Origin of the sequence: Citrobacter sp. MGH106 (assembly GCF_001037495.1) — a bacterium.
GTDB classification, from domain to species: domain Bacteria; phylum Pseudomonadota; class Gammaproteobacteria; order Enterobacterales; family Enterobacteriaceae; genus Citrobacter; species Citrobacter murliniae.
This window is the reverse complement of sequence record NZ_KQ089823.1, coordinates 421683-444586: the sequence shown is the minus strand read 5'-3', so window position 1 is coordinate 444586 and position 22904 is coordinate 421683. Positions and strand designations below refer to the sequence as shown.

The window sequence follows — 22904 nt, the reverse complement described above, 5'->3', positions numbered from 1 at the left end:
GGCCCAATGTATAGACCGGATAAGCGTAGCGCCATCCGGTTTGGGCAACTTCGTAAAACGTGTTTAATGGAAAGAGTAATTTATGGCTGCAACCAAGCCTGCTTTTAACCCTCCGGGTAAAAAGGGTGACATGATATTCAGTGCGCTGGTAAAACTGGCTGCGCTGATTGTGCTATTGATGTTGGGTGGCATTATTGTCTCTCTGGTCATCTCCTCCTGGCCAAGCATCCAGAAATTTGGTTTCTCGTTCCTGTGGACCAAAGAATGGGATGCGCCAAACGATATTTACGGTGCGCTGGTACCAATTTACGGTACGTTGGTCACCTCTCTTATTGCACTGCTGATTGCCGTTCCGGTGAGCTTCGGCATTGCGTTGTTTCTGACGGAATTAGCGCCTGGCTGGCTGCGTCGCCCGCTGGGTATCGCTATCGAACTGCTGGCGGCGATCCCGAGTATCGTTTACGGCATGTGGGGCTTGTTTATCTTTGCTCCGCTGTTCGCAACCTACTTCCAGGAGCCAGTCGGTAACATTCTTTCCAATATCCCGTTTGTTGGTGCCCTGTTCTCCGGTCCGGCATTTGGCATTGGTATTCTGGCCGCTGGCGTGATCCTTGCCATCATGATCATCCCGTACATTGCAGCCGTTATGCGCGATGTGTTCGAACAAACGCCGGTGCTGATGAAAGAGTCAGCCTATGGTATCGGTTGCACTACCTGGGAAGTTATCTGGCGTATCGTCCTGCCGTTCACCAAAAATGGTGTGATTGGTGGCGTGATGCTGGGCCTTGGGCGCGCGTTGGGTGAAACCATGGCGGTAACCTTTATTATCGGTAACACCTACCAGCTCGACAGTGCGTCGCTGTACATGCCGGGCAACAGCATTACCTCTGCGCTGGCGAATGAGTTTGCCGAAGCGGAATCTGGCTTGCATGTTGCTGCGCTGATGGAACTGGGGCTGATCCTGTTTGTGATCACCTTCATCGTGCTGGCGGCATCTAAGTTCATGATCATGCGCCTAGCGAAAAACGAGGGGGCACGCTAATGGCTACGCTTGAAATGCAAAACACAGCCGCGCTGGCGGAATCCCGCCGTAAGATGCAGGCGCGTCGCCGTATGAAAAACCGCATCGCGCTGACGCTCTCTATGGCGACGATGGCATTCGGTCTGTTCTGGCTTATCTGGATCCTGATGTCCACGGTTACCCGTGGTATTGATGGCATGTCGCTGGCACTGTTCACCGAAATGACGCCTCCGCCAAATACCGCTGGTGGTGGTCTGGCGAACGCTCTGGCCGGTAGCGGACTGTTGATTCTGTGGGCGACCGTGTTTGGTACACCGCTCGGTATTATGGCGGGCATCTATCTGGCCGAGTACGGGCGTAAGTCCTGGCTGGCTGAGGTGATCCGTTTTATCAATGATATTCTGCTTTCTGCACCATCAATTGTTGTTGGTCTGTTCGTTTACACCATTGTGGTGGCGAAGATGGAGCACTTCTCCGGCTGGGCGGGTGTTATCGCGTTGGCACTGCTGCAGGTGCCTATCGTTATCCGCACCACCGAGAACATGCTCAAACTGGTGCCGGACAGCCTGCGTGAAGCGGCATATGCGCTGGGTACGCCGAAGTGGAGGATGATTTCTGCTATCACCCTGAAAGCGTCTGTCTCCGGCATTATTACAGGCGTTCTGCTGGCGATTGCGCGTATTGCGGGTGAAACCGCCCCGCTGTTGTTTACGTCGCTCTCCAATCAGTTCTGGAGCACCGACATGATGCAGCCCATTGCCAACCTGCCGGTAACGATATTTAAGTTTGCGATGAGCCCATTTGCTGAATGGCAGCAACTGGCCTGGGCCGGGGTGTTGATTATTACCCTGTGCGTACTGTTGCTGAATATTCTGGCGCGCGTGATTTTCGCGAAGAAGAAACACGGTTAATTATTTACGGCGCGGCCAACGACGGCGGCGCTGAATGAGGAAGAGATTGAGATGAGTATGGTTAACACGACTCCGGGTAAAATTTCAGTACGTGACCTGAACTTCTACTACGGCAAATTCCATGCCCTGAAGAACATCAACCTGGATATTGCTAAAAACCAGGTAACTGCGTTTATCGGCCCGTCAGGTTGCGGTAAATCAACGTTGCTGCGTACTTTTAACAAAATGTTTGAACTGTACCCGGAGCAGCGTGCAGAAGGTGAAATCCTGCTGGATGGCGACAATATACTTACCAACACCCAGGATATCGCACTGCTTCGTGCCAAAGTGGGGATGGTGTTCCAGAAACCGACGCCGTTCCCGATGTCCATTTATGACAACATCGCATTTGGTGTACGCCTGTTTGAAAAGCTCTCCCGTGCGGATATGGATGAGCGTGTGCAGTGGGCGTTGACCAAGGCCGCATTATGGAACGAAACCAAAGATAAACTGCACCAGAGCGGGTACTCTCTCTCCGGTGGTCAGCAGCAGCGTTTATGCATTGCGCGTGGTATCGCCATTCGCCCGGAAGTACTGCTGCTGGATGAGCCATGCTCAGCGCTCGACCCGATCTCCACCGGGCGTATCGAAGAGCTGATCACCGAGCTTAAAGAGGATTACACCGTTGTTATCGTCACCCACAACATGCAGCAGGCTGCACGTTGTTCAGACCACACGGCGTTTATGTACCTGGGCGAATTGATTGAGTTCAGCAACACGGACGATCTGTTCACCAAGCCCGCGAAGAAACAAACTGAAGACTACATTACCGGTCGCTACGGTTGATATGCCCTTCAGCTTTCAAGCGATAACCGCGTTGGCTGCCTTTGCTCACCCCAGTCACGTAGTAGGCTACGCTCCCGGGGACTCGCGCAGTTGCCGCCTTGTTCTCGCTCGAAATCTTTTGGACATCTGGAGAAATGATGGACAATTTAAATCTTAATAAACATATTTCCGGCCAGTTCAATGCAGAACTGGAGAGTATTCGTACCCAGGTGATGACCATGGGCGGCATGGTAGAGCAGCAGCTTTCTGATGCGATTACCGCCATGCATAATCAGGACAGCGAGCTGGCGAAGCGCGTCATTGAAGGCGACAAGAACGTCAACATGATGGAAGTGGCGATTGATGAAGCTTGTGTGCGTATCATCGCCAAGCGTCAGCCGACGGCGAGCGACCTGCGTCTGGTAATGGCAATTATCAAAACCATCGCTGAACTGGAACGTATTGGTGATGTGGCCGACAAAATTTGCCGCACCGCGCTGGAAAAATTCTCTCAGCAGCATCAGCCGCTGCTGGTAAGCCTGGAATCACTGGGTCGCCACACCGTGCAAATGCTGCATGATGTGCTGGATGCCTTTGCGCGTATGGATCTGGACGAAGCGGTACGTATCTACCGTGAAGACAAGAAAGTTGACCAGGAATATGAAGGTATCGTGCGTCAACTGATGACTTACATGATGGAAGACCCGCGCACTATTCCAAGCGTACTTACCGCGCTGTTCTGTGCGCGCTCTATCGAGCGTATCGGTGACCGTTGCCAGAATATTTGCGAATACATCTTCTACTTCGTGAAGGGGCAGGATTTCCGTCACGTGGGCGGCGATGAGCTGGATAAGCTGCTGGCGGGTAAAGATCCGAAAGAGTAATAGTTGTGTGATCCGCAGGCCCGGTAAGCTTGCACCTCCGGGCAGTTCGCCGGATGGCGCTAATGCTTATCCGGCCTACAATATAATGACCATTTCGACATCATTAGCGCGTCAAACTCCACCCACGAGCCTTCCACAACTCAGGTAACTGCGCCAGATCGGTAAAGGTCGTTACTTTTGGATGATCGATCGGCTTGTTGTGTGGATCGGCACAGAAGTAGAAAACCTCCATTCCCGCATCGATTCCCGACTGCGCACCTGCACTGGAATCATCCACCAGAATGCAGTTTTCTGCGTTGACGTTCATTGCTTTTGCCGCATGAAACATCAGGGCCGGATCGGGCTTCCAGCGCTGAATATCATAGCCACTGAACAATAAATCAGGGAAATGATGCAACATACCCAGCTTACCCAGAGAATGCTGCATTTTGCTGACCGGACCGTTAGACACCACGCATATGGGCACAGCCATGCTGTCCAGCAATGAATTAGCCCCTGCAATCACCTCCAGTTCGGTATCGAACAGGCGTGCGACCTCAGCGCGGTAAACGGGTTCTAAATCGGCTTTCGCCAGTTCGACACCGTGTTCTTCGTTGATAATGTCGATGATCTCGTAGAGCTTTACCCCCTTGAAGCGCTTAAAAATCTCTTCAAGATCGAGCGTAATGCCGAACGCCTGGAACATGCTGACATACGCGCGAGAACAAATTACTTCACTGTCGACAAGGGTACCGTCACAGTCAAAAAATACGGCTTCTATCTGGGACATGTCATTTCCATTTTAACAAGTTTAACGTTTACGTAATGCATAATGGGGTGACGCAATCGTTGCCGTATAAGCAAATTCAATGAAAAAAGTTGCTCATAACCCAACCCTATTGTCGCATTTTGGTATAGGATAGCGACGAATTTTCCCTCCTTGTTCGGAAATTGATAATGAGTCAACAACACACAACCCAGGCTTCTGGCCAGGGGATGCTGGAACGCGTGTTCAAGCTGCGCGAACATGGCACGACGGCGCGGACCGAAGTGATCGCCGGTTTCACTACTTTCCTGACGATGGTGTATATCGTTTTTGTTAACCCGCAAATTCTTGGCGTTGCGGGTATGGATACCAGTGCAGTCTTTGTCACCACCTGTCTGATTGCTGCATTTGGTAGCATCCTGATGGGACTGTTTGCCAACCTGCCGGTAGCGCTTGCACCTGCGATGGGGCTGAACGCATTTTTTGCCTTTGTAGTCGTCGGTGCGATGGGGTTGTCATGGCAGATTGGTATGGGCGCTATCTTCTGGGGCGCGGTTGGTCTGCTGCTGCTGACAATTTTCCGTGTGCGTTACTGGATGATCGCCAATATTCCGGTCAGCCTGCGCGTGGGGATCACCAGCGGTATCGGCCTGTTTATCGGCATGATGGGGCTGAAAAATGCCGGCGTTATCGTGGCGAATAAAGATACGCTGGTTTCTATCGGCAACCTGACTTCCCACAGCGTGCTGCTGGGCGTTCTGGGCTTCTTTATTATCGCGATTCTGGCATCACGCAACATTCATGCGGCGGTACTGGTCTCGATCATTGTTACCACTCTGTTGGGCTGGTTGCTGGGCGATGTCCACTACAACGGTATTGTATCTGCGCCGCCGAGCGTTATGTCCGTCATCGGGCATGTTGATCTGGCCGGTTCATTTAACATTGGTCTGGCGGGCGTTATTTTCTCTTTCATGCTGGTCAACCTGTTTGACTCCTCTGGTACGCTGATTGGCGTCACGGATAAAGCCGGCCTGGCGGACGCAAAGGGCAAGTTCCCGCGCATGAAGCAGGCGTTGTTTGTGGATAGCGTTTCGTCTGTTACCGGTGCGTTTATCGGTACATCTTCTGTAACCGCGTATATTGAATCCTCTTCCGGGGTTTCGGTCGGTGGGCGTACCGGCCTGACAGCGGTTGTTGTTGGTCTGCTGTTCCTGCTGGTTATCTTCCTTTCGCCGTTGGCGGGAATGGTTCCGGGATATGCGGCAGCCGGTGCGCTGATTTACGTTGGCGTACTGATGACGTCCAGCCTGTCACGTGTGAAGTGGGATGACCTGACAGAAGCCGTTCCGGCGTTTATTACTGCGGTAATGATGCCGTTTAGCTTCTCCATTACCGAAGGTATTGCGCTGGGCTTTATTTCCTACTGCGTAATGAAAATCGGTACCGGGCGCTTCCGTGACCTCAGCCCGTGCGTCATTGTTGTCGCGCTGCTGTTTGTACTAAAGATTGTGTTTATTGACGCACATTGATTTACCAGCTGCTTCAGCTTCACATTATGAAGCTGAAGCGGCTCCTCTGGTTATCCTGCATTATTCCTCCCCCTGCTAATTATCTTTTTCTGAATAAAAATAGACTGTAATTGATTAAAAATAATTATGAATAATAACCAAGGCTAAATATCTGTTTGGTCATAACAAGGTAAATAGCAAAATTGCACACCCGTTTCCCAGAAATCGTCACGGTTCATCCTATGACGCAGTGGTGCTGGCCTCGGTTGCGGTTTCAATTAGTTAAACACTCTGTTAATAAATTGAAATGTTTAAATTTCATTATTTTTGAAATATCAAAAATAGCCTTAATAAATGCAGGGTGCATTTCAAGTTTCGCATGCGTTTTTTTCGTTACTGTTTCTTATCTCTATAAAAAGGAATTCAGAAATGAAAAAGACGACCACTGGGATACTTTGTGTTTCTCTGCTTTTTCCATTGTTCGCGTCGGCATCCAGCGTAACGCTGGATGGGCACTCGTTAACGCTGGATGAAGCCTGGGCTATCGCACAGGGACAAAAACAAGTCGATATTGCGTCAACCGCCATGAATCGCGTCGATAAAGCCAACAAACTATTGATGATCGCTGCGGGAAAAGGTGTCCCGGTTTATGGGCTAACCGTTGGTGTTGGTTTGAACAAAGACAAATCACTGTTTGATGCGCACGGGAAATTAACTCCGGAAGTTATCCAGGCGTCGCGTGAATTTAATATCAATGCACTGCATGCACATGCTGCAGGTGTTGGTCCTGATATGCCTGACGAACTGGTGCGTCTGGCGATGGTGATCCGTCTTAACACGATGCTGACGGGGAATACTGGCGCTCAACCGCAGGTTGCCAGGATGTACCAGCAGCTACTCAACAAACATATCACCCCTGTGATACCGTCGCGCGGTTCTGTTGGTGAAGCTGATATTACCCTCGCATCCCATATTGGCGATGTAATGATTGGTGAATGGCGTGTGCGTGTGAACGGCACCGAGATGGCTTCCGCAAAAGCGCTACAACAAGCCGGCATCGCGAAACTCGAACCGCTCGGTAAGGACGCGCTCTCTATCCTCTCTTCAAATGCAATTTCCGCCGCGTATTCAGCCAAAGCGTTGCTGGAGTCCAGGCAGATTATCAACATTACGCCAGCGGTGTTTGGTTTGTCTCTGGAAGCGCTGGATGGCAACGTTGCACCATTCTTGTACCAAAGCTTAAGTGTGCGACCTTTCCCCGGTGTGCAGGATACCGGGGGAAGCATTCGTAATGCGCTAAGCGGATCTTATCTCTGGCAGCATCAGGACGGGCGCCCTTTGCAGGATCCCCTTTCTTTCCGTACGACGGTATTTGTGCTGAATGAAGCGCGTCGTGAATGGAACGAAGCCTGGCAGATGCTGGAAATTCAACTAAACAGCTCCGACGATAATCCTGCGGTGATTGTGGATGCAGACCACTCGTTGGCGGAGAACAGTCAGGTTGAGCAGTACTTTGTTAGTGCGACAGATGCTAACGGTGAAACCATAAGCGGCGCGATTTTCCCTACCTCTAATTTTGAACCCCTCCCGCTGGCGCTGGCGATTCAGAACTTGTCTTTAGCAATGGGGCATCTGGCGCATAACAGCGTTCAACGCACGTTACACCTGTCTGATGATCATTTCACCGGTCTAAGCCGCTTTCTCGCGTCTGATACCAATCAGAAAGGACACGCTTTCGGTGCTATCCAGAAACCTCAGGTAGCGTTGCTGGCGGATATTCGCGATTTGGTTAACCCGGTCTCTCTCGATGGTCAACCGATGGCGGGAACCATTGAGGATACTTATACCAATAACCTGCGAGCCTCCAAACGACTGAGTCAAATTGCCGATGATATGTGCAATATCTATGGTCTGGAGCTGTTGCACGCCAGTCAGGCTATCGATTTACGCAAGCAGAAAAAACCAGATCTGAAGCTGGGCGAACTGACAGGAAAACTCTTTGCTACTTATCGTGAAAAGGTTCCGTTTGTTACCCAGGATCGGATTTTCAGTGACAACATTGCGGACTCTTCTGCGATGGTGGCGTCATTCCCTGCCAGCTCACTGGTCAGCATGAAGACAGGGAGCAAATGACGGCAATGAAAAAAAACAGCGATGTGTCGCGGCGAGCTTTTCTAACCCAAAGCACAATCCTGGCGACAGGCGGCGCACTGGCGACGCTGACGGGAACGGCATGGGCGCAGGAGAGCTGCGCCCAGGTTCAGGGTGTTCGCTACCATAAAATTTACGATGTGATTGTGGTCGGGAGTGGTTTTGCCGGTTTGGCCGCCGCACTTGAAGCGGTGCAGGCCGGTCGCAGTGTTCTGGTTATTGATAAAATGCCTGTTTTTGGCGGTAACTCGGCGATTAACGGCGGTGCGGTCGCCGTTGCCGATTCTCCCCCGCAGCGAAAAGAGGGGATCGTCGATTCACCTGAGCTGATGTACAAGGACATGCTTAAGGCCGGACGCGGCCTGAATGATAAAGAGCAGCTGAAAATTCTGGTTGAGAATACGAACGCGGCGTATGAATTCACGCTTAAACACGGCGTAAAGTACAAACCGTTTGTACAACACTTTGGCGGCCATTCAGTCCCTCGTACGCTGCAAACCGTGGAGAGTTCCGGTGCGGGGATCACCCGTCCATTGAAAGAATCCGCCGCGAAAATGGGCGTGGTTTTCCGTTCTCAATGCAAGCTGGAATCTTTCCTGCAAAACGCGCAAGGGCGTGTGATTGGTCTGACGGTTCGCGATGGCTATCAATTCCCTGACGAACAAACCGGGCAGATTCGTCATTACGGCGCACGTTATGGCGTAGTGATGTGTTCTGGTGGTTTTTCTAATGATTTGCGTTTCCGCAAACTGCAAAACCCCATGCTGGATGAGCGAGTAGACTCCACCAACCATCCTGGTGCCACGGCGGAATGCCTGGTACACATGCTGCGTATTGGCGCAACACCCGTACAGCTAGATCTAATCCAGCTAGGTCCCTGGTCATCGCCGGACGAACGAGGCTTCGGCTATGTGTCGCAGTTCAATACTATTTCCGGTTTTCCCAACGGGATCATGGTCAACCCGCGTACAGGTCACCGTTTCACAAACGAACTTGCCGATCGCAAAGAGCGTGAAGAGGGCATTCTGGCGCAGGTAGATGAAAAAGGTAATCCACTTTATCCCATCTGCTTCACGACGCTGGAAGGTGCAAAACTGGCCCAGAGTCTGGGGCATGCATTGCACTATGGCGTAGCCTGGCAGTTTGACTCGCTGGAACAACTGGCGGCTCATTTTGGTATCCCTTTCTCCACGCTGCAGGATGAGGTAGATGCCTACAATGCCGCTGTTGCACGTAAAGGCGGTGATCGGATGAAGAAAGATGTCAGTCGTGCTGTGCCGCTGGAGAAGGGGCCGTTTGTCGCGGTGCGCGTGTGGCCCAAAGTGCACTATGTCATGGGCGGGGTACAAATCAGCATGCGCGCGGAGGTACTCAATGCGGCGGATAGTCAACCGATTCCTGGGTTATATGCTGCCGGAGAAGCAACCGCGGGGTCACATGGTGGTAGCCGCCTCGGTAGTTGCGCCGTTGCAGACTGTCTGGTCTTCGGTCGTATAGCCGGTCTCAGCGCCGCCTCTGCAACCGCGGCGGATGATTCATTTGATGTTGGGGGAATTTAACATGGCAAAATTTTGCATGGCCTTGTTACTGCTGTTGACTGGCAGTTTTTCTCAACTTGGTGTTGCAGCAGATAACGAAGCCGCCTTTCACCAGCAACTGAATACGATGGCTGTTAAGCCTTATCATCATTCTCTGGAAGCCACCGGGCGCGATACATCATGCCAATTGTGTCATGGCGCCAGCACGCCAGTCGCCGCTCCAAATGATAAAGCATGCCTGAGTTGTCATGGAACGCGGGATCAGATTGCGGGATTAACGCAGCCAGATCCACATAAAAAGAATGCCGAGCCTAATCCGCATGATTCGATGCATTACGGCAAAGATGTTCCCTGCACTGCCTGCCATAACGAGCACAAACCTTCGGTTATCTACTGCAACAACTGCCACCTCTTTAAATATCCGGATATGAAGCCATGAGGGATATTATGTGTGGGCTCTTAAAGAGAGGTTTGTTTTGTCTGGTATCAGGATTGATATCGCTGTCGGGGTATTCCGCTCCGATCCTGACAGCGCAGCTCAATCAACCCTGTCAGGAATGCCATGCTGACAGTGACATTCAGGGAATATCAACCGATAAAGTGCAGGCTAATTTATTCGTCTCAATGGATAAATATCACGACAGCGTACATGGCAATGTGCCATGTATCGCTTGCCATCAGAGTCAGCCGGAAAGTGAGGGGTTTTCAGCCACCCCGCATGTGCTAAAACCCATTGGCGATAAGGTTTGTGAGAGCTGCCACGGCGTTGTGATGCGCGATACCGTGCATGCCATGCAGCAAAGCGTACATAATCAAAAGATTGCGAAAGGGCTGTTTTCCTGTACCTCCTGCCATAATGCGCACACGATGACGGCCGGGGAGATTAATCATCCAGATAAAAAACAAATCGCAGATGGTAATCTGATGTGCACCAATTGCCATTCGCGGGCAGGTGTATTTTCGCAGTTATCCGGGGGAAAGGCTTCTAAATCTCAGGATATGGCGCATTCAGCGCTACCTTATGCCACACAACACCTCAGTAGCCTGCGGTGTATTGATTGTCATGCTGATGCCACAGATACAACGTTGCACCGGATATTACCGGCCTCACAAACGATTGGATGTGAGCAGTGTCATGGTGACGGATCGCTGCTTAGTGCTCGCCACAAAACGTTTGCCCCTGATGAAAACACCATTGCTGGCAGTAAGTTGGGGAAAGGATTATTTGACGACCTTGCGCTCAGAAATAAACTGGCGGCGGTCGCGGTCTCAGCCCCTGTTGTTCGTCAGGTTGATGGTGCCCTGTTTACCGATACCTATATGATCGGCAATAACGGGAGTGGGCGAGTCGATCGTTTGTTTGCATTCGTTCTGTGTGGATTCGTTATTCTGCTTATTTGCCATGGTTTGGGGCGACTTGTGATATCTCATCAGGCAACAGGCGGAAAGATAAAAAAACGTTATCTCTATACGTTGCCCGTTCGCTGCTGGCACTGGCTAAATGCACTTTGTTTTGCCGTACTTATTATCAGTGGTTGCGCATTGCACTGGGTAAGTTCTCGATTCTCTCTTTGGGTCGATGTACATAATATTACTGGCGTGCTTTTGTGTGTTATCTGGTTGGGCTTTATTCTGCTGGCCTGCTGCGGTAACGGACATCACTATCGGGTTCGTTGGCAGGGAATTATTGGGCGCCTGGTACGTCAGACTCGTTATTATTTGTATAGTATTTTCCGCGGAGAACCTCACCCGGAACATGCTTCGTCTGCGGCTAAATTTAATATCCTGCAACAACTGGGTTATATCGTCGTGATGTTTCTGTTGTTACCGCTACTGATTATCACCGGGTTATTGATGATGTACCCCGGTTATACGCCGGAAACCCTCTTCACATTGCCGGGTAAGCAAGTCGTTGCATATCTCCACTATGGTCTTGCTGTCACGATGGTGGCATTTATCATCATACATCTGTATTTGTGCAGTACTGGTGATACGCCAGGTGCGCTGATTAAAGGAATGATTGACGGTTTTCATCGTACCAGGACGCGTAAATAAAGGCGTTGCTCCCCTTTCCCTCATAATGAAAGGGGAGTGCTACTATTTATCTTTCACTGCAATACCGAGTTTCTTTATTTTGCTGTACAGGGTATTGCTATTCACACCAAGCAGTTCCGCTGCCCCACCTTTCCCTGAAATTTTCCCCCGCGTCTGGCGCAGCGCCAGTTGAATATGTTGACGCATCGCTTCATCAAGTGGCGCAATGGCATTGGTATTCATCTCGCCAGGCAGCATGATGTTGAGCTCATTGAGAGTGCCGCGAAAAAAGGCGTTTTCTAACAAACCAATTAATTCAGTAATATTGCCTGGCCAGTTGTACTCCCAAAGCAGGCGAAGAGAGTCTTCGCCTAAAACAGGTAAGGAGGCCTGTTTATGCTGTTTCGACAGGTATCTCAGATAGTGTATCAACAGAAGCGGAATATCGTTATGTCGATAACGGAGCGGAGGTAGCGTAATAACCTGACAGAGAATGTTGGCGTACCGTTGGCTTGTTATATTATGCTGATGAATGCTGTGATTTTCACTGTTACTGGGTATTTGAGTAGCTGAAAATGGTAGGGTCTGAATGGCTATAACCTGTATCTGGCAATATTCTCGGTAGTTTGAATGCAACCCCAGCAGAAAATTTTGCCAGCGCTCGGGTAATAACCTTATTTCATTTATCTGCAAAGACCCCTGATGCAATTCCAGAAATAAAGCAATGTTCGGTGGCAGAGCAAAATCGATAACCACCGTTTTGTTCACTTTTCCATTTTTTATGATTATCAATTGCCGGGCGGAGGCATCAAGTATTCCATAATAATGAATGCCGTTAGAATTGCGCTGTCGTAAAGCAGCTACAAAGGTTTTTTTTCCGACGCCCTCTTCACCCAACATCAGAATGGGTTGTTTACTATTTGCCAGTTCATCTAACGAATTATAAAGCTGGTACAGTGGGATATTGGACGGGCTGACAACGAATTGCTCATCTTCTTCTGATGCAGGAAGTCCTGGTATAAGAGGGGGGATATTTTTCAGTAAGAGGTTATGCCGTGACAGGGCAATGAAGGCAAGCAAGGAGAGCTCTCCTCGTACTGATTCAAACAACGCCGTATGCTGCGGTGTAAAGGCATTTGTATGGTAACTAAACACCCCCATTGCACCCAAACGCACGCCGTCCAGATGCATGCGCATCAGTATAAGGGATTTGATATTACGAAAGCAGGTATTTACAACATATTGAGTCAGCGGGCACTGACTCAGATTATCAATAAGTTGAGTGGAGAAATTATCCGAATAATCGAATTGTCGGGCAATGTTTTCAGGAATAGGGATGACATCCCGTTTCAGTCGTGCCGTTTTATGTGTCGCCAGTGCTAAAAACTGAATACAGCGGATGTCACTACGATAGTAGTTAAAAAAAATACCATCACATTCTATAGAATCTGGTATCGCCTGCAGGCAGGCATACATGGATTTCTCCAGCTGTGTACTGCTACATACTGCTGTCCGCAAATGTGACAAAGTCCTGTCCATGGCATATCCATTGTTCACGAGTGACAAGATGTCGGGAAAAAAAGAGTAGATATATTTATAAATAATATTATTACAACCGTAACAGTTGGTATAACTATGCCATAAATTGCCAGGAGAGAAAACAGAGGAGGGGATAATTCTGGAGCAGAGTCATAAATAACAGGAAATAAGATAATCCAGAAAGATTAGGCTCTTTCTGGATTATCTACAATCATCTGCGAATATTATGCGAACTCTTTTATGCTTTAACTCTCTGAATATATTCGCTAAAAGCAGTCAGCTGGCCGGTGAGATGATCCAACGTACTTTGATCAACCACTTCTCCGGTTTGTGGATCAACTTTGTTCTGAATGACGCCACCCATAAATTCCGGCTTGTTCATAACCATGGCGTCGAGAAATACCAGAATCTGGCGCAGATGGTACTGACAGCGTGCACCGCCGATTCCGCCCATTGAACTGGTCTGAATCAGAACCGGTTTCCCCGCCAGAGGTTGATCGGGCAGGCGAGACAGCCAGTCGATGGCATTTTTCAGTCCGCCCGGAACAGAATAGTTATATTCCGGCGTAACAATAACCACGCCATCGGCTTTCCTGATTTGTTCTGCCAGTGCTTCTACGCTTGCTGGAAAACCCTCTTCTTGCTGCAGATCGGCGTCATACAGAGGAAAATCACCGATAGAGGGTAATGCGTTGATTTCCATCCCCGCAGGAGCAATTTTTGGCAGCGTACGGGCAACCATTCCATTAAATGAACCTTTGCGCAGGCTCCCCAGTAACGTAACAACATTCAATGTTTCAGACATGGTTACTCCTGTTTCATCATGAAGGTTAAATCAGTTAAGCGTATAGCTCTTTGCTGCGGATAATTGTGAAAACCGGATCAGGCGACCCGTCGGCTCATTAGCGCGAGTCTGGATATCAGGCAAACATTTCCAATCCTGTTTACCATCAAACTCCCAAACCTTGAGTTTTTCAATAGCCGGCGTGACCGCGACTGACCATACCAATACATCTTCCGCATCGCAGATGGCTTCGATCTGCGCAGCATGGGCACATTTCAGACGCCCGGCACCGGGTAATAGCTGGAGCTCACGCGGGTCGTCATTGCACACATCACCGGTGAGTTTGAGTACGCTCTGGCGCAGAGTAATAAGTTGTGCGCGTGCTTCATTCGGATCGCTTTGGTTGTTGATCCACAGGTTTTCGTTACTGGAGAAATGGTAGGTTTCGGTTGAATGTGGATTATTAAACCCTCTGTTCGTCCGCTGAAGCTCCATATCCAGACCACATGCACCTTCTGTTGTCAGTGCGACACCAACCATATTTCCGGCATAAGAAATTGAAAAGCCAGGCAGATTTTTATCGCGAAAGACGGGCTTACCTTTGGCTTCAATAACAATGTCGGGCAGTGTGCTTGTGCCGTAAAGCATAAACATCAGTTCGGCGAGCAGGCTTCTGGAGGCCAGAAAGCGTGTCCGGCGGTGAGTCGGTAAATTACTTGCTTCGATGTGGCATGGAGAAGGGAGACGAACTGAAACCAGGTGTCCCTCCGTAAGAATCCCTCTGGCAAAATGTGTCGCCATTTTTCGCTCCGTGATTAATGGTCCGTGATTATTACCAGAGTAACATTTACACGGCTTATAGGCAGGCTTTGCTGCCCAAAAAGTAGACGGAAACGAAATACATTACGCGACATTTACATTTCTGTAGCCAGCGTGGTTAATTTTGCAACAACATCGGAGGCGGATCGTCAGGTCATATCGCGATAAAGAGCCTTGATCGTCTCTTTTAACCAGACGATCTTAGGGTTGTGGCTGTTGCGTTTATGCCAAAGGAGGGTGAACGGTACGCGCATCTTCTCAAGCTGCGCAGCATCAAAAGGCATCGGACGCGCCACAAGCGGCAGCTGGTGAAGTTGGTTATAGCGCTTACAGTAGACTGGGGCCGTAGCTATCAACGCGTGATCCGGTTGCGCGGCCATAAACAGTGACTGCTCAAAACCAGGCAGACACAATGCGATATTTCGTTCGCGTCCCATCTCCTGGAGCACATCGTCCAGCGCCCAGGTATCGCTCTGCTCCCAGCTAATGCTGATATGGGGATAGCGCAGAAAAGTTTCCAGATTCCACTCTTCCCGCAATGCCGGATGATCCTCGCGCAACCAGACGCACGGGAGATCGGAAAACAACACCTCATAATCGATCGACAAAGGAAGCAGGCTGAGTAGTTCGCGCGATCGCGGGTGGCTTTCGCGGCCGGTAAAACCGATATCTACCTCGCCACGAATAATCGCGTCCAGCGAATCGTAGTCCCAGTTGCGCACTTTGATCGTGGCCTGTGGATAACGCTGATAGATCTGCTGTGAGAGCGTGTTGAACATGATCATCACCAGCGGTGTTTCGGCCACCAGATCAAACTTCAATCCGCGCGGCGATTCGTGGTTTGGCTTATCAAGCAGTTGGTTACTCATCTGCATCCACTCCGCCAGGTTTTGCTCCATGCTGACCATCAGCGGCGTTGGCGTCAGCCCCAGTGGGGTGTTTACAAACAACGGATCGTCAAACCAGGCTCTCAGTTTCGACAACGATTTACTGACCGCCGAGGGCGTGACGCTCATCCGCTTAGCGGTTTTAGTAACGCTGCGCTCCTGCATCAGGAGCTGCAGACAGAGCAGTAAATTAAGATCGAGACTGCTGAGGGATTTCTTCATGAGTTGGCGCGGACCGGTCTGGAGCAACAGTGATAATCAGCATGATACTTACTATGCTACAACCAATCAGAATCCCGATCAGCATATTCAGCGCATCGAGGCCGAGGATAGCGGCCAGCCAAATCCACACTGATGAACCACAAACCTGGGCAATGCCTAATGTCGAGCTGGCTACGCCTGCACGCAGCGAGAATGGCCCCAACGCCTGGCTCATGGCGACACCGAAGCCCACCGAGAATCCCGCACAGATTAAAGTCAGCCCAAACAGAGTGAGCGCATGCGTATTGGCGAGCGTTAACACGATGCCTGCAGCGAGAAAGAGCCCTTGCGAGGTTAGCATCAGAGTTCGAGGTTTAAACAGGCTCAGGGCGAACGGTGTGGAGAACGATACTGCCATACTGATACCCGCAGTCATTGCCATCGTGGTGGCGTATTCACCACGGTCGAAGCCCATTACTTCCATCAGTAGCACCGGAGAAGTATTCACAAAGGTCAGGATCACCGATACGCTGAGGGTGGTAATAGCCAGTCGGCTGAGGAAAAAGCGGTTCACCAGCGACTCTGCGATTTGGTTGGTTCCCGCAGATGTTGAATGCGTTGCCGGGCGCGATTCCCGCAGGATAAACACTGAGAGCAGACAAACGACTACGCCCATGCCCATCATCGTATAGAACAGGCTCTGCCAGGGGTATTTGAGCATGATCAGGTGCCCCATCACCGGAGCCAGAACTGGCACGATACAGGTGATACCGTTCAACAATGACAGCACCTTCGCCCGACGGCGATCGTCCAGCGTATCGCGCAGTATCGCAAACGCCACTACATAGCAGCAGCCCGCACCAACGCCCTGAATGAAACGCCCTACCAGGAATGGCGTGCCACTTTCGGCAAAGGAGCACAGGGCAGAGGCGAAAATGAATATCAGGGCACCGACTATAGCCACTGGTTTTCGCCCTGACTGGTCCGCTACCTTACCCGCGAATAACATTGCTGTCGCCATCCCGGCAAGATAAACGGAGAATGCGATGTGCAGTTGCGCCTCGCTGGCATTCAGATCGGCGGCAATTCGCGGTAATCCCACCAGATACATATCAATTCCGGCCGGATAGAGTAAAACAAGGGCAAAGCTGCAGATTAGAAAGCGTGTCATAGCGACCTCATGAGGAATGTGGCGCTAAGAATACGGGGAGAGACTCAGTAGTGCGAGTTGCCATTTGGACAACAGTGTTTTCCTGATAGGAAAACACTGTTGTCGATTCAATTACAATTCACTCTTCTCGGTATTATTGGCGTAATCGCATTTTGCCCAAAGGGGTTTAATGGCATGCGTCGCACCGTTGAAGGGAAATTCTGCGTTTTTATTTTGTTGAGCGTGCAATAGCATATCGATCTCCGCATTGATGATAGCTTTCGCTTTGGAGTGATATCGCTGTAGTGAAACCTGGCTTAATTTATCGGGTAATTTCAGAAAGCTGTAACTTTTGACTTTATCGTAAACACCGTCTTTGACCTTCATTTTGCTGCCGGAGGGGACGCCAATTTTGAGATCATAGCTCTTTAGTCCTGCAATCCGCTCGGCAACGGTGATTTTTTCCGTTCGCTTGATATTTTTGCTGATCAGCAGCACTGTATTTCGTTGATGCCAGGCCTCAAACATTTGCACATTACCCACGTTTTCTTCATACGAACGTCTATTTGATTTAGGAAACAGAAAACTATTGGAGTTGTGGATTTTTTGTTCATTCTCAGTGAGGGAGGCCACGCTATCTTTTTTCTGTAATTCTTGCTCTGCAGCTGGGCGATAGATATGCAGCAGCCGATCGGCAAGCGTGAGCACCGCATCATAAAGGGTGTGTGTTTGAATGAGTTCCAATAGGTTATTGCGATCTATGGTTATTTGGCAAAATTCGCTATCCCAACTGATAGATTCGTGTTCTTTTTTTTCTTCGTTTTTTTGGGTTCTATCAGGTGAGATTGTTGTAAATTTCCAGCGATAGGGCGTTGATTGAGGTGTCTTCAGATAACGCAGGATGTCAAAAAGCCAGTGGTGAATATCAGTAGCATAAACGCCGATATAAACGTTCAGGATACGCTGAGTATCGTGCTCTGACCCTTGAGTGAGCACGCTGTCAATTAGTTGTTCGCAACCTTGTTTTTCAAGATCTTCCTTGATGGCTTTAAAATCATGACTTTCACGTATTCCTCTGATGGCGAATCCGCTGAAGGTATCCGCGAATGGTGTCAGCCATTGGGGGAGTGCACTGTGTTTTTGCCGATAATCCGCGATGAGATGGAACACTGTCTCGGATAAAATATCTAATCTATTGATAGAAAAATACTTATCTAATTTTTCTAATAGCAGGTCGCCATGTGAATGTGCTATTGAAAGATCCTGATGGCAGTAGCCTTTCCGTTTTTCTACGGGAATAGCTGGGCAACCTGTTTGACTGCTAGTTAAAATGGCAAACAGATCGTCGCGAATAAATTCCTCATGAAGGGACATCAGATGTTGGTAGCGCCCTCGGCGTTGTTCAGGCGGATGATTCATCTCCCCCCAAGTTTTCAGGCTTACGTTACCTTTATCGAACCCTTCATACAGTGTTCTCATAAACGCGAGAGTGTTCAGAAGAGGATCCTCTTTTTCTTCTTCAGCACCCACGGCATAGTTATCTGATTTATAAATCTCACTGATTTTAGCGCTTTGATCTTGCAGCGCAGTGATGACGCGATGTTGTTCTTCAAACCAATGGCGGCATTCGGGAAGCGTATAAAGGTGGCGAGCTTTAAAAATAAGAAGGAGTATTTGCTCGCTTATCGCATCGTATATATCCGGGAACGGGTGGCGTTCGCCAGAGAGAAAAGTGCGGAAAACCTGTTTTTGATGATCGGAAAGGGCCATTGATTCTCCATTTTTTGTGATTTCTATCACAAAATCAACCTGCGAAATTTTATAAATGTCATGCCGGGAAATGAAAGAACCCGGTAAGCTCAATCATGATATTTTCCGGAACTGATTGAAAAGTCTTCTATGTCTTTTGTATGCATCAAAATATCAAATAAAATCCACTTCAAAAAATATTAATTGAAGATTAAATATCAAATAGATTTTAGTCATGATTTATTTTCATAATATTTTATTTTTTTTATCAATTTATGTATTTTTTTTAATATTTTGATTTATTTAATGTGTTGAATATCATTGATTTCAACGAGGCATGTGCCTGTTACGTTGATAAAGGTGATAAGTATGTTTAGCGATCTCTTTGATTATATTAGTGAAAATCCTTTCAAATCTCTTGCTGTCGTAGCGGCAACTCTCGCGACAGGCGGGGCGGCGGCGGCCATGGCCCCGGCTATTGGCGCAGCGGTCAGTGCTGCGGGATTGGGCGTGGCCGGGGGGACCTTAAGCGGTGCCGCAGCCTCTTCAGCGGGGCTCGCTGCGTTGGGAGGAGGGAGCTTGGCTTCTGGTGGACTAGGTATGGCTGGAGGGAAGGCTGTTGTAACAACTGTGGGGGCTGTGATTGGCGGCAGTACATCCGGCAGTATTGCCAAATCTTCATCAACTTATTAACACATTATTTGGAGGCATTAATTATGGGTATTGTTGCGGCAGGTTTACGTGAGTGGAACTATCAAAAAATCAACCGATTAACTCACGCTGGCTTTAGCGACGGCACTATCGCCAGTGCAATTAATGATGACTTGAATGAGCGCAATGTTGAATTGCCGTCACCGTTAACTGCAGTAGATGTTGAGTCATACAAAAAATTATCGTTTCTGGCAGGTGAGCGCTCGTTAATTTCTGAGCATAAAATCCGTGCTCTCACTGACGAGTGTGAACCCGACGCCATGGAATGCTGATAATTTGGATCGGCGGAGAACCCGGTAAGCATGGGTTCTCCACCTTCTTGCGCCTAGCTTTCAATTTCTCGACAAAAGCACTCTCTCAAATTAATAGCCAAAATTAGCGCTTACTTACCAATACAGAAACTGGAGAAAATCCTGCCCAGCAGATCGTCGGAAGTAAACTCTCCGGTTATCTCACTGAGGTTTTGTTGCGCCAGTCGCAGTTCTTCCGCCAGCAACTCTCCAGCCCACGCACCCAGCAACTGAGCTTTCCCTTGCTGGAGATGCTCTGCCGCTTCAGCCAGGGCTTGCAGATGACGACGACGCGCCAGGAAGCCGCCTTCCATATTTGTTTCAAAACCCATGCTCTGCTTGAGATGGTTGCGCAGTACGTCCACGCCTTCGCCGGTACGCGCAGAGAGGCGAACCAGTGAGTGGCCATTTACTTCGCTAAGACCCAGTGTTTCGCCAGTGATATCCGCTTTGTTACGCACGACTGTAATCGGTAGCTTCGCAGGCAGACGTGCAATAAAGTCAGGCCATATTTCTGCTGGATCTACTGCGTTCGTGGTGGTGCCATCAACCATAAACAGCACGCGGTCGGCTTGTTCTATCTCCTGCCAGGCGCGTTCGATACCAATACGCTCAACTTCATCGTTTGCGTCGCGCAGACCGGCGGTATCGATGATATGCAGCGGCATACCGTCGATATGAATGTGCTCGCGCAGTACGTCGCGGGTGGTTCCGGCAATATCGGTCACGATGGCTGCTTCACGCCCCGCCAGTGCGTTCAACAGGCTTGATTTGCCTGCGTTAGGACGTCCGGCAATGACTACTTTCATCCCTTCACGCAACAGGCTGCCCTGACGCGCTTCGGCACGAACAGCATCAAGATCACTGATGACGCTATTGAGCTGCGCTTCAATTTTGCCGTCGGAAAGAAAGTCTATTTCCTCGTCCGGGAAATCAATCGCTGCTTCCACATAGATGCGCAGGTGAGTGAGTGCTTCCACAAGGTGGTTCACGCGGGAAGAAAATGCACCTTGCAACGAGTTTAGCGCCGAGCGTGCAGCTTGTTCCGAGCTGGCATCAATCAGGTCGGCAATGGCCTCTGCCTGAGCTAAATCGAGCTTATCGTTAAGAAATGCACGCTCAGAGAACTCGCCGGGTCTGGCAATGCGCAGGCCTGGAATCGTCAGAATGCGTTTTAACAGCAGATCGAGAATGACCGGTCCGCCGTGACCCTGAAGCTCTAAAACATCTTCACCAGTAAAGGAGTTCGGTCCGGGAAACCACAGGGCAATCCCCTGATCCAGCGCACTGCCATCTGCGTCTTTAAATGGCAGATAGTCTGCATAACGCGGTTTTGGCAGTTTGCCCAGTAGGGTTTCGGCGACTTCGCGCGCTTTAAGGCCGGAGATACGCAGAATACCCACACCACCACGTCCCGGTGGGGTTGCCTGAGCGACGATGGTGTCGTTATGGCTCATGATATGTCTCGCTGAATACAAATAAAAAAGGCGGTCATCTGACCGCCCTTATTTTAGCGTTAACTCACCGAATCAGGAGTTTTTCTTCTCGCGGCTATGCAGGCCACGTTTCTCCAGACCACGGTAAATCAGCTGCTGCTGAATAATGGTTACCAGGTTGCTGACGATATAGTACAGCACCAGACCTGACGGGAACCACAGGAAGAACACGGTGAAGATGACCGGCATAAAGGTCATGATCTTCTGCTGCATCGGGTCGGTCACAGTGGTCGGCGACATCTTCTGAATGAAGAACATCGTCACGCCCATCAGGATCGGCAGGATGTAGTACGGGTCCTGTGCAGACAGGTCATGGATCCACAGAGCGAACGGCGCATGACGCAGTTCAATGGAGCCCATCAGCATGTAGTACAACGCCAGGAAGATTGGCATCTGGATGATCAGAGGGAAACAGCCACCCAGTGGGTTAACCTTCTCAGCTTTGTACAGTGCCATCATTTCCTGGCTCTGACGCTGTTTGTCATCGCCCAGACGCTCACGCATTGCCTGAATCTTCGGCTGCAGCATACGCATCTTCGCCATGGAGGTGTACTGCGCTTTGGTCAGCGGGTACATGATGCCACGAACGATAAAGGTGATAACGATGATGGAGAAGCCCCAGTTACCCAGGAAGCTGTGGATGAACTTCAGCAGTTTGAACAGAGGTTGGGAGATGAACCACAGCCAGCCGTAATCCACGGTCAGATCCAGGTGCGGAGCAACTGCCGCCATTTTATCCTGAATTTCCGGACCAACCCACAGGGTGCTGGTCATCGCACCAGTCTGGCCAGGCTGTACCAGTACCGGCTGAGATTTATAGCCGATAGCGGCAATGCCGTTACCCAGATTAGCGGTGTAGAAGTTATTGGTGCCGTCGTTACGCGGAACCCATGCCGTTGCAAAATACTGTTGCAGCATTGCTACCCAGCCGTCTTTAGCATTGACGTTCAGGTTTTCGTTTTCAGCAATGGTGTCGAACTTGTATTTTTCATACTTCTCATCAGGCGTGGAGTACGCTGCGCCACGGAAGGTGTGCAGCGCAAAGTTGCTGCTACCAGTGTCACGATGAGATGGCAGATTGATGGATTGCTTCAGCTGACCAAAGGTGGAGACTTCCAGCGGTTTCTCGCTGGCGTTCTGCACGCTGTAGTTAACGTTGACAGCATATTCACCACGCTTGAGGACAAACGTTTTAGTGAATGTGTTGCCCGCTGCGTCAGTATAGGTCATCGGGATCTGCAGTTCGTTCTGACCGTCAGCCAGTACAAAGGCGTCTTTTTCGACGTTGTACAGCGGACGCGGGCCGTTAGCCGGGTTATCCGGGCCATCGCGACCTGTCAGGCCACTTTGCGCCTGATAGATGAACTGTGGCGTGGTTTCCAGTAACTGGAACGGCTCGGTAGAACCGAGTTCTTTCGGGTAAGCTGGCAGCGAGGCCTGTTCCACATCACCACCACGGGTGTTGATGGTCAGATCAAGCACGTCAGTCTTAACCGTAATCAGTTTCCCCTGGCCACTGGCCGGTACGCCCTGGTCGGCGGCGCTACCCGCTGCGGTGGTCGTTGTCTGCGTGGTCTGTTGAGCTTGAGGTTGAGGATTTTTATCCTGCTCCCAGGCTTGCCAGATCATGAAAGACACGAACAGCAAAGCGATGACTAAAAGATTGCGTTGCGAATCCATCG

20 protein-coding genes are annotated in these 22904 nt (G+C 49.9%); 11 read left to right on the top strand and 9 right to left on the bottom strand.

Features of this window, described 5'->3' with window-relative positions:
• Positions 1–82 precede the first annotated feature (82 nt).
• The 4 genes from pstC to phoU all read left to right on the top strand — a co-directional run bounded on the left by pstC (position 83) and on the right by phoU (position 3620).
• Entirely contained in the window at positions 83–1042 is a 960-nt protein-coding gene (gene pstC / locus SK36_RS21660; RefSeq protein WP_045448992.1) for a phosphate ABC transporter permease PstC, read from the top strand.
• Complete coding sequence (gene pstA / locus SK36_RS21655) at positions 1042–1932, top strand: phosphate ABC transporter permease PstA (RefSeq protein ID WP_048223210.1); 891 nt, start codon at positions 1042–1044, stop codon at positions 1930–1932. The genes pstC and pstA overlap by 1 nt, the downstream gene beginning before the upstream one ends.
• A gap of 51 nt (positions 1933–1983) precedes the next feature.
• Positions 1984–2757 (top strand): phosphate ABC transporter ATP-binding protein PstB, encoded by a 774-nt coding sequence (pstB, locus tag SK36_RS21650; protein WP_045448988.1) that lies wholly within the window; start codon positions 1984–1986, stop codon positions 2755–2757.
• A gap of 137 nt (positions 2758–2894) precedes the next feature.
• On the top strand, positions 2895–3620 hold the full coding sequence (gene phoU, locus SK36_RS21645; RefSeq protein WP_003023824.1) for a phosphate signaling complex protein PhoU: 726 nt from the start codon (positions 2895–2897) through the stop codon (positions 3618–3620).
• Between the two features lie 103 nt (positions 3621–3723).
• Here phoU and yieH read toward each other — a convergent pair whose 3' ends face one another.
• Positions 3724–4389: a 6-phosphogluconate phosphatase gene (yieH, locus tag SK36_RS21640; protein ID WP_048223207.1), complete on the bottom strand. Its 666-nt coding sequence runs from the start codon at positions 4387–4389 to the stop codon at positions 3724–3726.
• A gap of 167 nt (positions 4390–4556) precedes the next feature.
• On the opposite strand from yieH, the gene adeP reads away from it, so the two are divergent.
• The 5 genes from adeP (at position 4557) to phsC (ending at position 11617) form a co-directional block, all read left to right on the top strand.
• Entirely contained in the window at positions 4557–5894 is a 1338-nt protein-coding gene (adeP, locus tag SK36_RS21635) for an adenine permease AdeP (protein ID WP_045448984.1), read from the top strand.
• 408 nt (positions 5895–6302) lie between these two features.
• Entirely contained in the window at positions 6303–8006 is a 1704-nt protein-coding gene (locus SK36_RS21630; RefSeq protein WP_048223206.1) for an HAL/PAL/TAL family ammonia-lyase, read from the top strand.
• Positions 8003–9583, top strand: coding sequence for a flavocytochrome c (locus SK36_RS21625; RefSeq protein ID WP_231593100.1), 1581 nt, complete (start codon positions 8003–8005; stop codon positions 9581–9583). Before SK36_RS21630 ends, SK36_RS21625 begins: the two co-directional genes overlap by 4 nt.
• 1 nt (position 9584) lies before the next feature.
• Positions 9585–10001 carry a cytochrome c3 family protein gene (locus tag SK36_RS21620; protein ID WP_052369300.1) on the top strand — a complete coding sequence of 139 codons (417 nt, stop codon included), beginning with the start codon at positions 9585–9587 and terminating at the stop codon, positions 9999–10001.
• Positions 10002–10009: 8 nt separating this feature from the next.
• Positions 10010–11617 (top strand): thiosulfate reductase cytochrome B subunit, encoded by a 1608-nt coding sequence (gene phsC / locus SK36_RS23135; protein WP_053069253.1) that lies wholly within the window; start codon positions 10010–10012, stop codon positions 11615–11617.
• Between the two features lie 42 nt (positions 11618–11659).
• Here phsC and SK36_RS21610 read toward each other — a convergent pair whose 3' ends face one another.
• The 6 genes from SK36_RS21610 to SK36_RS21585 form a co-directional block, all read right to left on the bottom strand.
• Positions 11660–13072, bottom strand: a complete 1413-nt coding sequence (locus SK36_RS21610) for an AAA-type ATPase lid domain-containing protein (protein ID WP_048223204.1) — start codon at positions 13070–13072, stop codon at positions 11660–11662.
• A gap of 301 nt (positions 13073–13373) precedes the next feature.
• Positions 13374–13940 carry an NADPH-dependent FMN reductase gene (locus SK36_RS21605; protein ID WP_045448979.1) on the bottom strand — a complete coding sequence of 189 codons (567 nt, stop codon included), beginning with the start codon at positions 13938–13940 and terminating at the stop codon, positions 13374–13376.
• A 30-nt stretch (positions 13941–13970) separates the two neighbouring features.
• Positions 13971–14720, bottom strand: coding sequence for a 4'-phosphopantetheinyl transferase family protein (locus SK36_RS21600; RefSeq protein ID WP_045448977.1), 750 nt, complete (start codon positions 14718–14720; stop codon positions 13971–13973).
• Positions 14721–14887: 167 nt separating this feature from the next.
• On the bottom strand, positions 14888–15847 hold the full coding sequence (gene yidZ, locus SK36_RS21595) for an HTH-type transcriptional regulator YidZ (protein ID WP_045448976.1): 960 nt from the start codon (positions 15845–15847) through the stop codon (positions 14888–14890).
• The gene (locus tag SK36_RS21590) at positions 15816–16997 is read right to left on the bottom strand and encodes an MFS transporter (protein WP_048223202.1); all 1182 of its coding nucleotides are present in this window, start codon (positions 16995–16997) and stop codon (positions 15816–15818) included. The genes yidZ and SK36_RS21590 overlap by 32 nt, the downstream gene beginning before the upstream one ends.
• A gap of 111 nt (positions 16998–17108) precedes the next feature.
• Positions 17109–18746 (bottom strand): hypothetical protein, encoded by a 1638-nt coding sequence (locus tag SK36_RS21585; RefSeq protein ID WP_048223200.1) that lies wholly within the window; start codon positions 18744–18746, stop codon positions 17109–17111.
• Positions 18747–19094: 348 nt separating this feature from the next.
• On the opposite strand from SK36_RS21585, the gene SK36_RS21580 reads away from it, so the two are divergent.
• The gene (locus SK36_RS21580) at positions 19095–19418 is read left to right on the top strand and encodes a hypothetical protein (RefSeq protein ID WP_052369298.1); all 324 of its coding nucleotides are present in this window, start codon (positions 19095–19097) and stop codon (positions 19416–19418) included.
• A gap of 23 nt (positions 19419–19441) precedes the next feature.
• Positions 19442–19708: a hypothetical protein gene (locus SK36_RS21575; protein ID WP_045448970.1), complete on the top strand. Its 267-nt coding sequence runs from the start codon at positions 19442–19444 to the stop codon at positions 19706–19708.
• A gap of 110 nt (positions 19709–19818) precedes the next feature.
• Here SK36_RS21575 and mnmE read toward each other — a convergent pair whose 3' ends face one another.
• Entirely contained in the window at positions 19819–21183 is a 1365-nt protein-coding gene (gene mnmE, locus SK36_RS21570; protein WP_048223198.1) for a tRNA uridine-5-carboxymethylaminomethyl(34) synthesis GTPase MnmE, read from the bottom strand.
• A gap of 72 nt (positions 21184–21255) precedes the next feature.
• Entirely contained in the window at positions 21256–22902 is a 1647-nt protein-coding gene (gene yidC, locus SK36_RS21565; protein WP_045448966.1) for a membrane protein insertase YidC, read from the bottom strand.
• Positions 22903–22904: the final 2 nt, after the last annotated feature.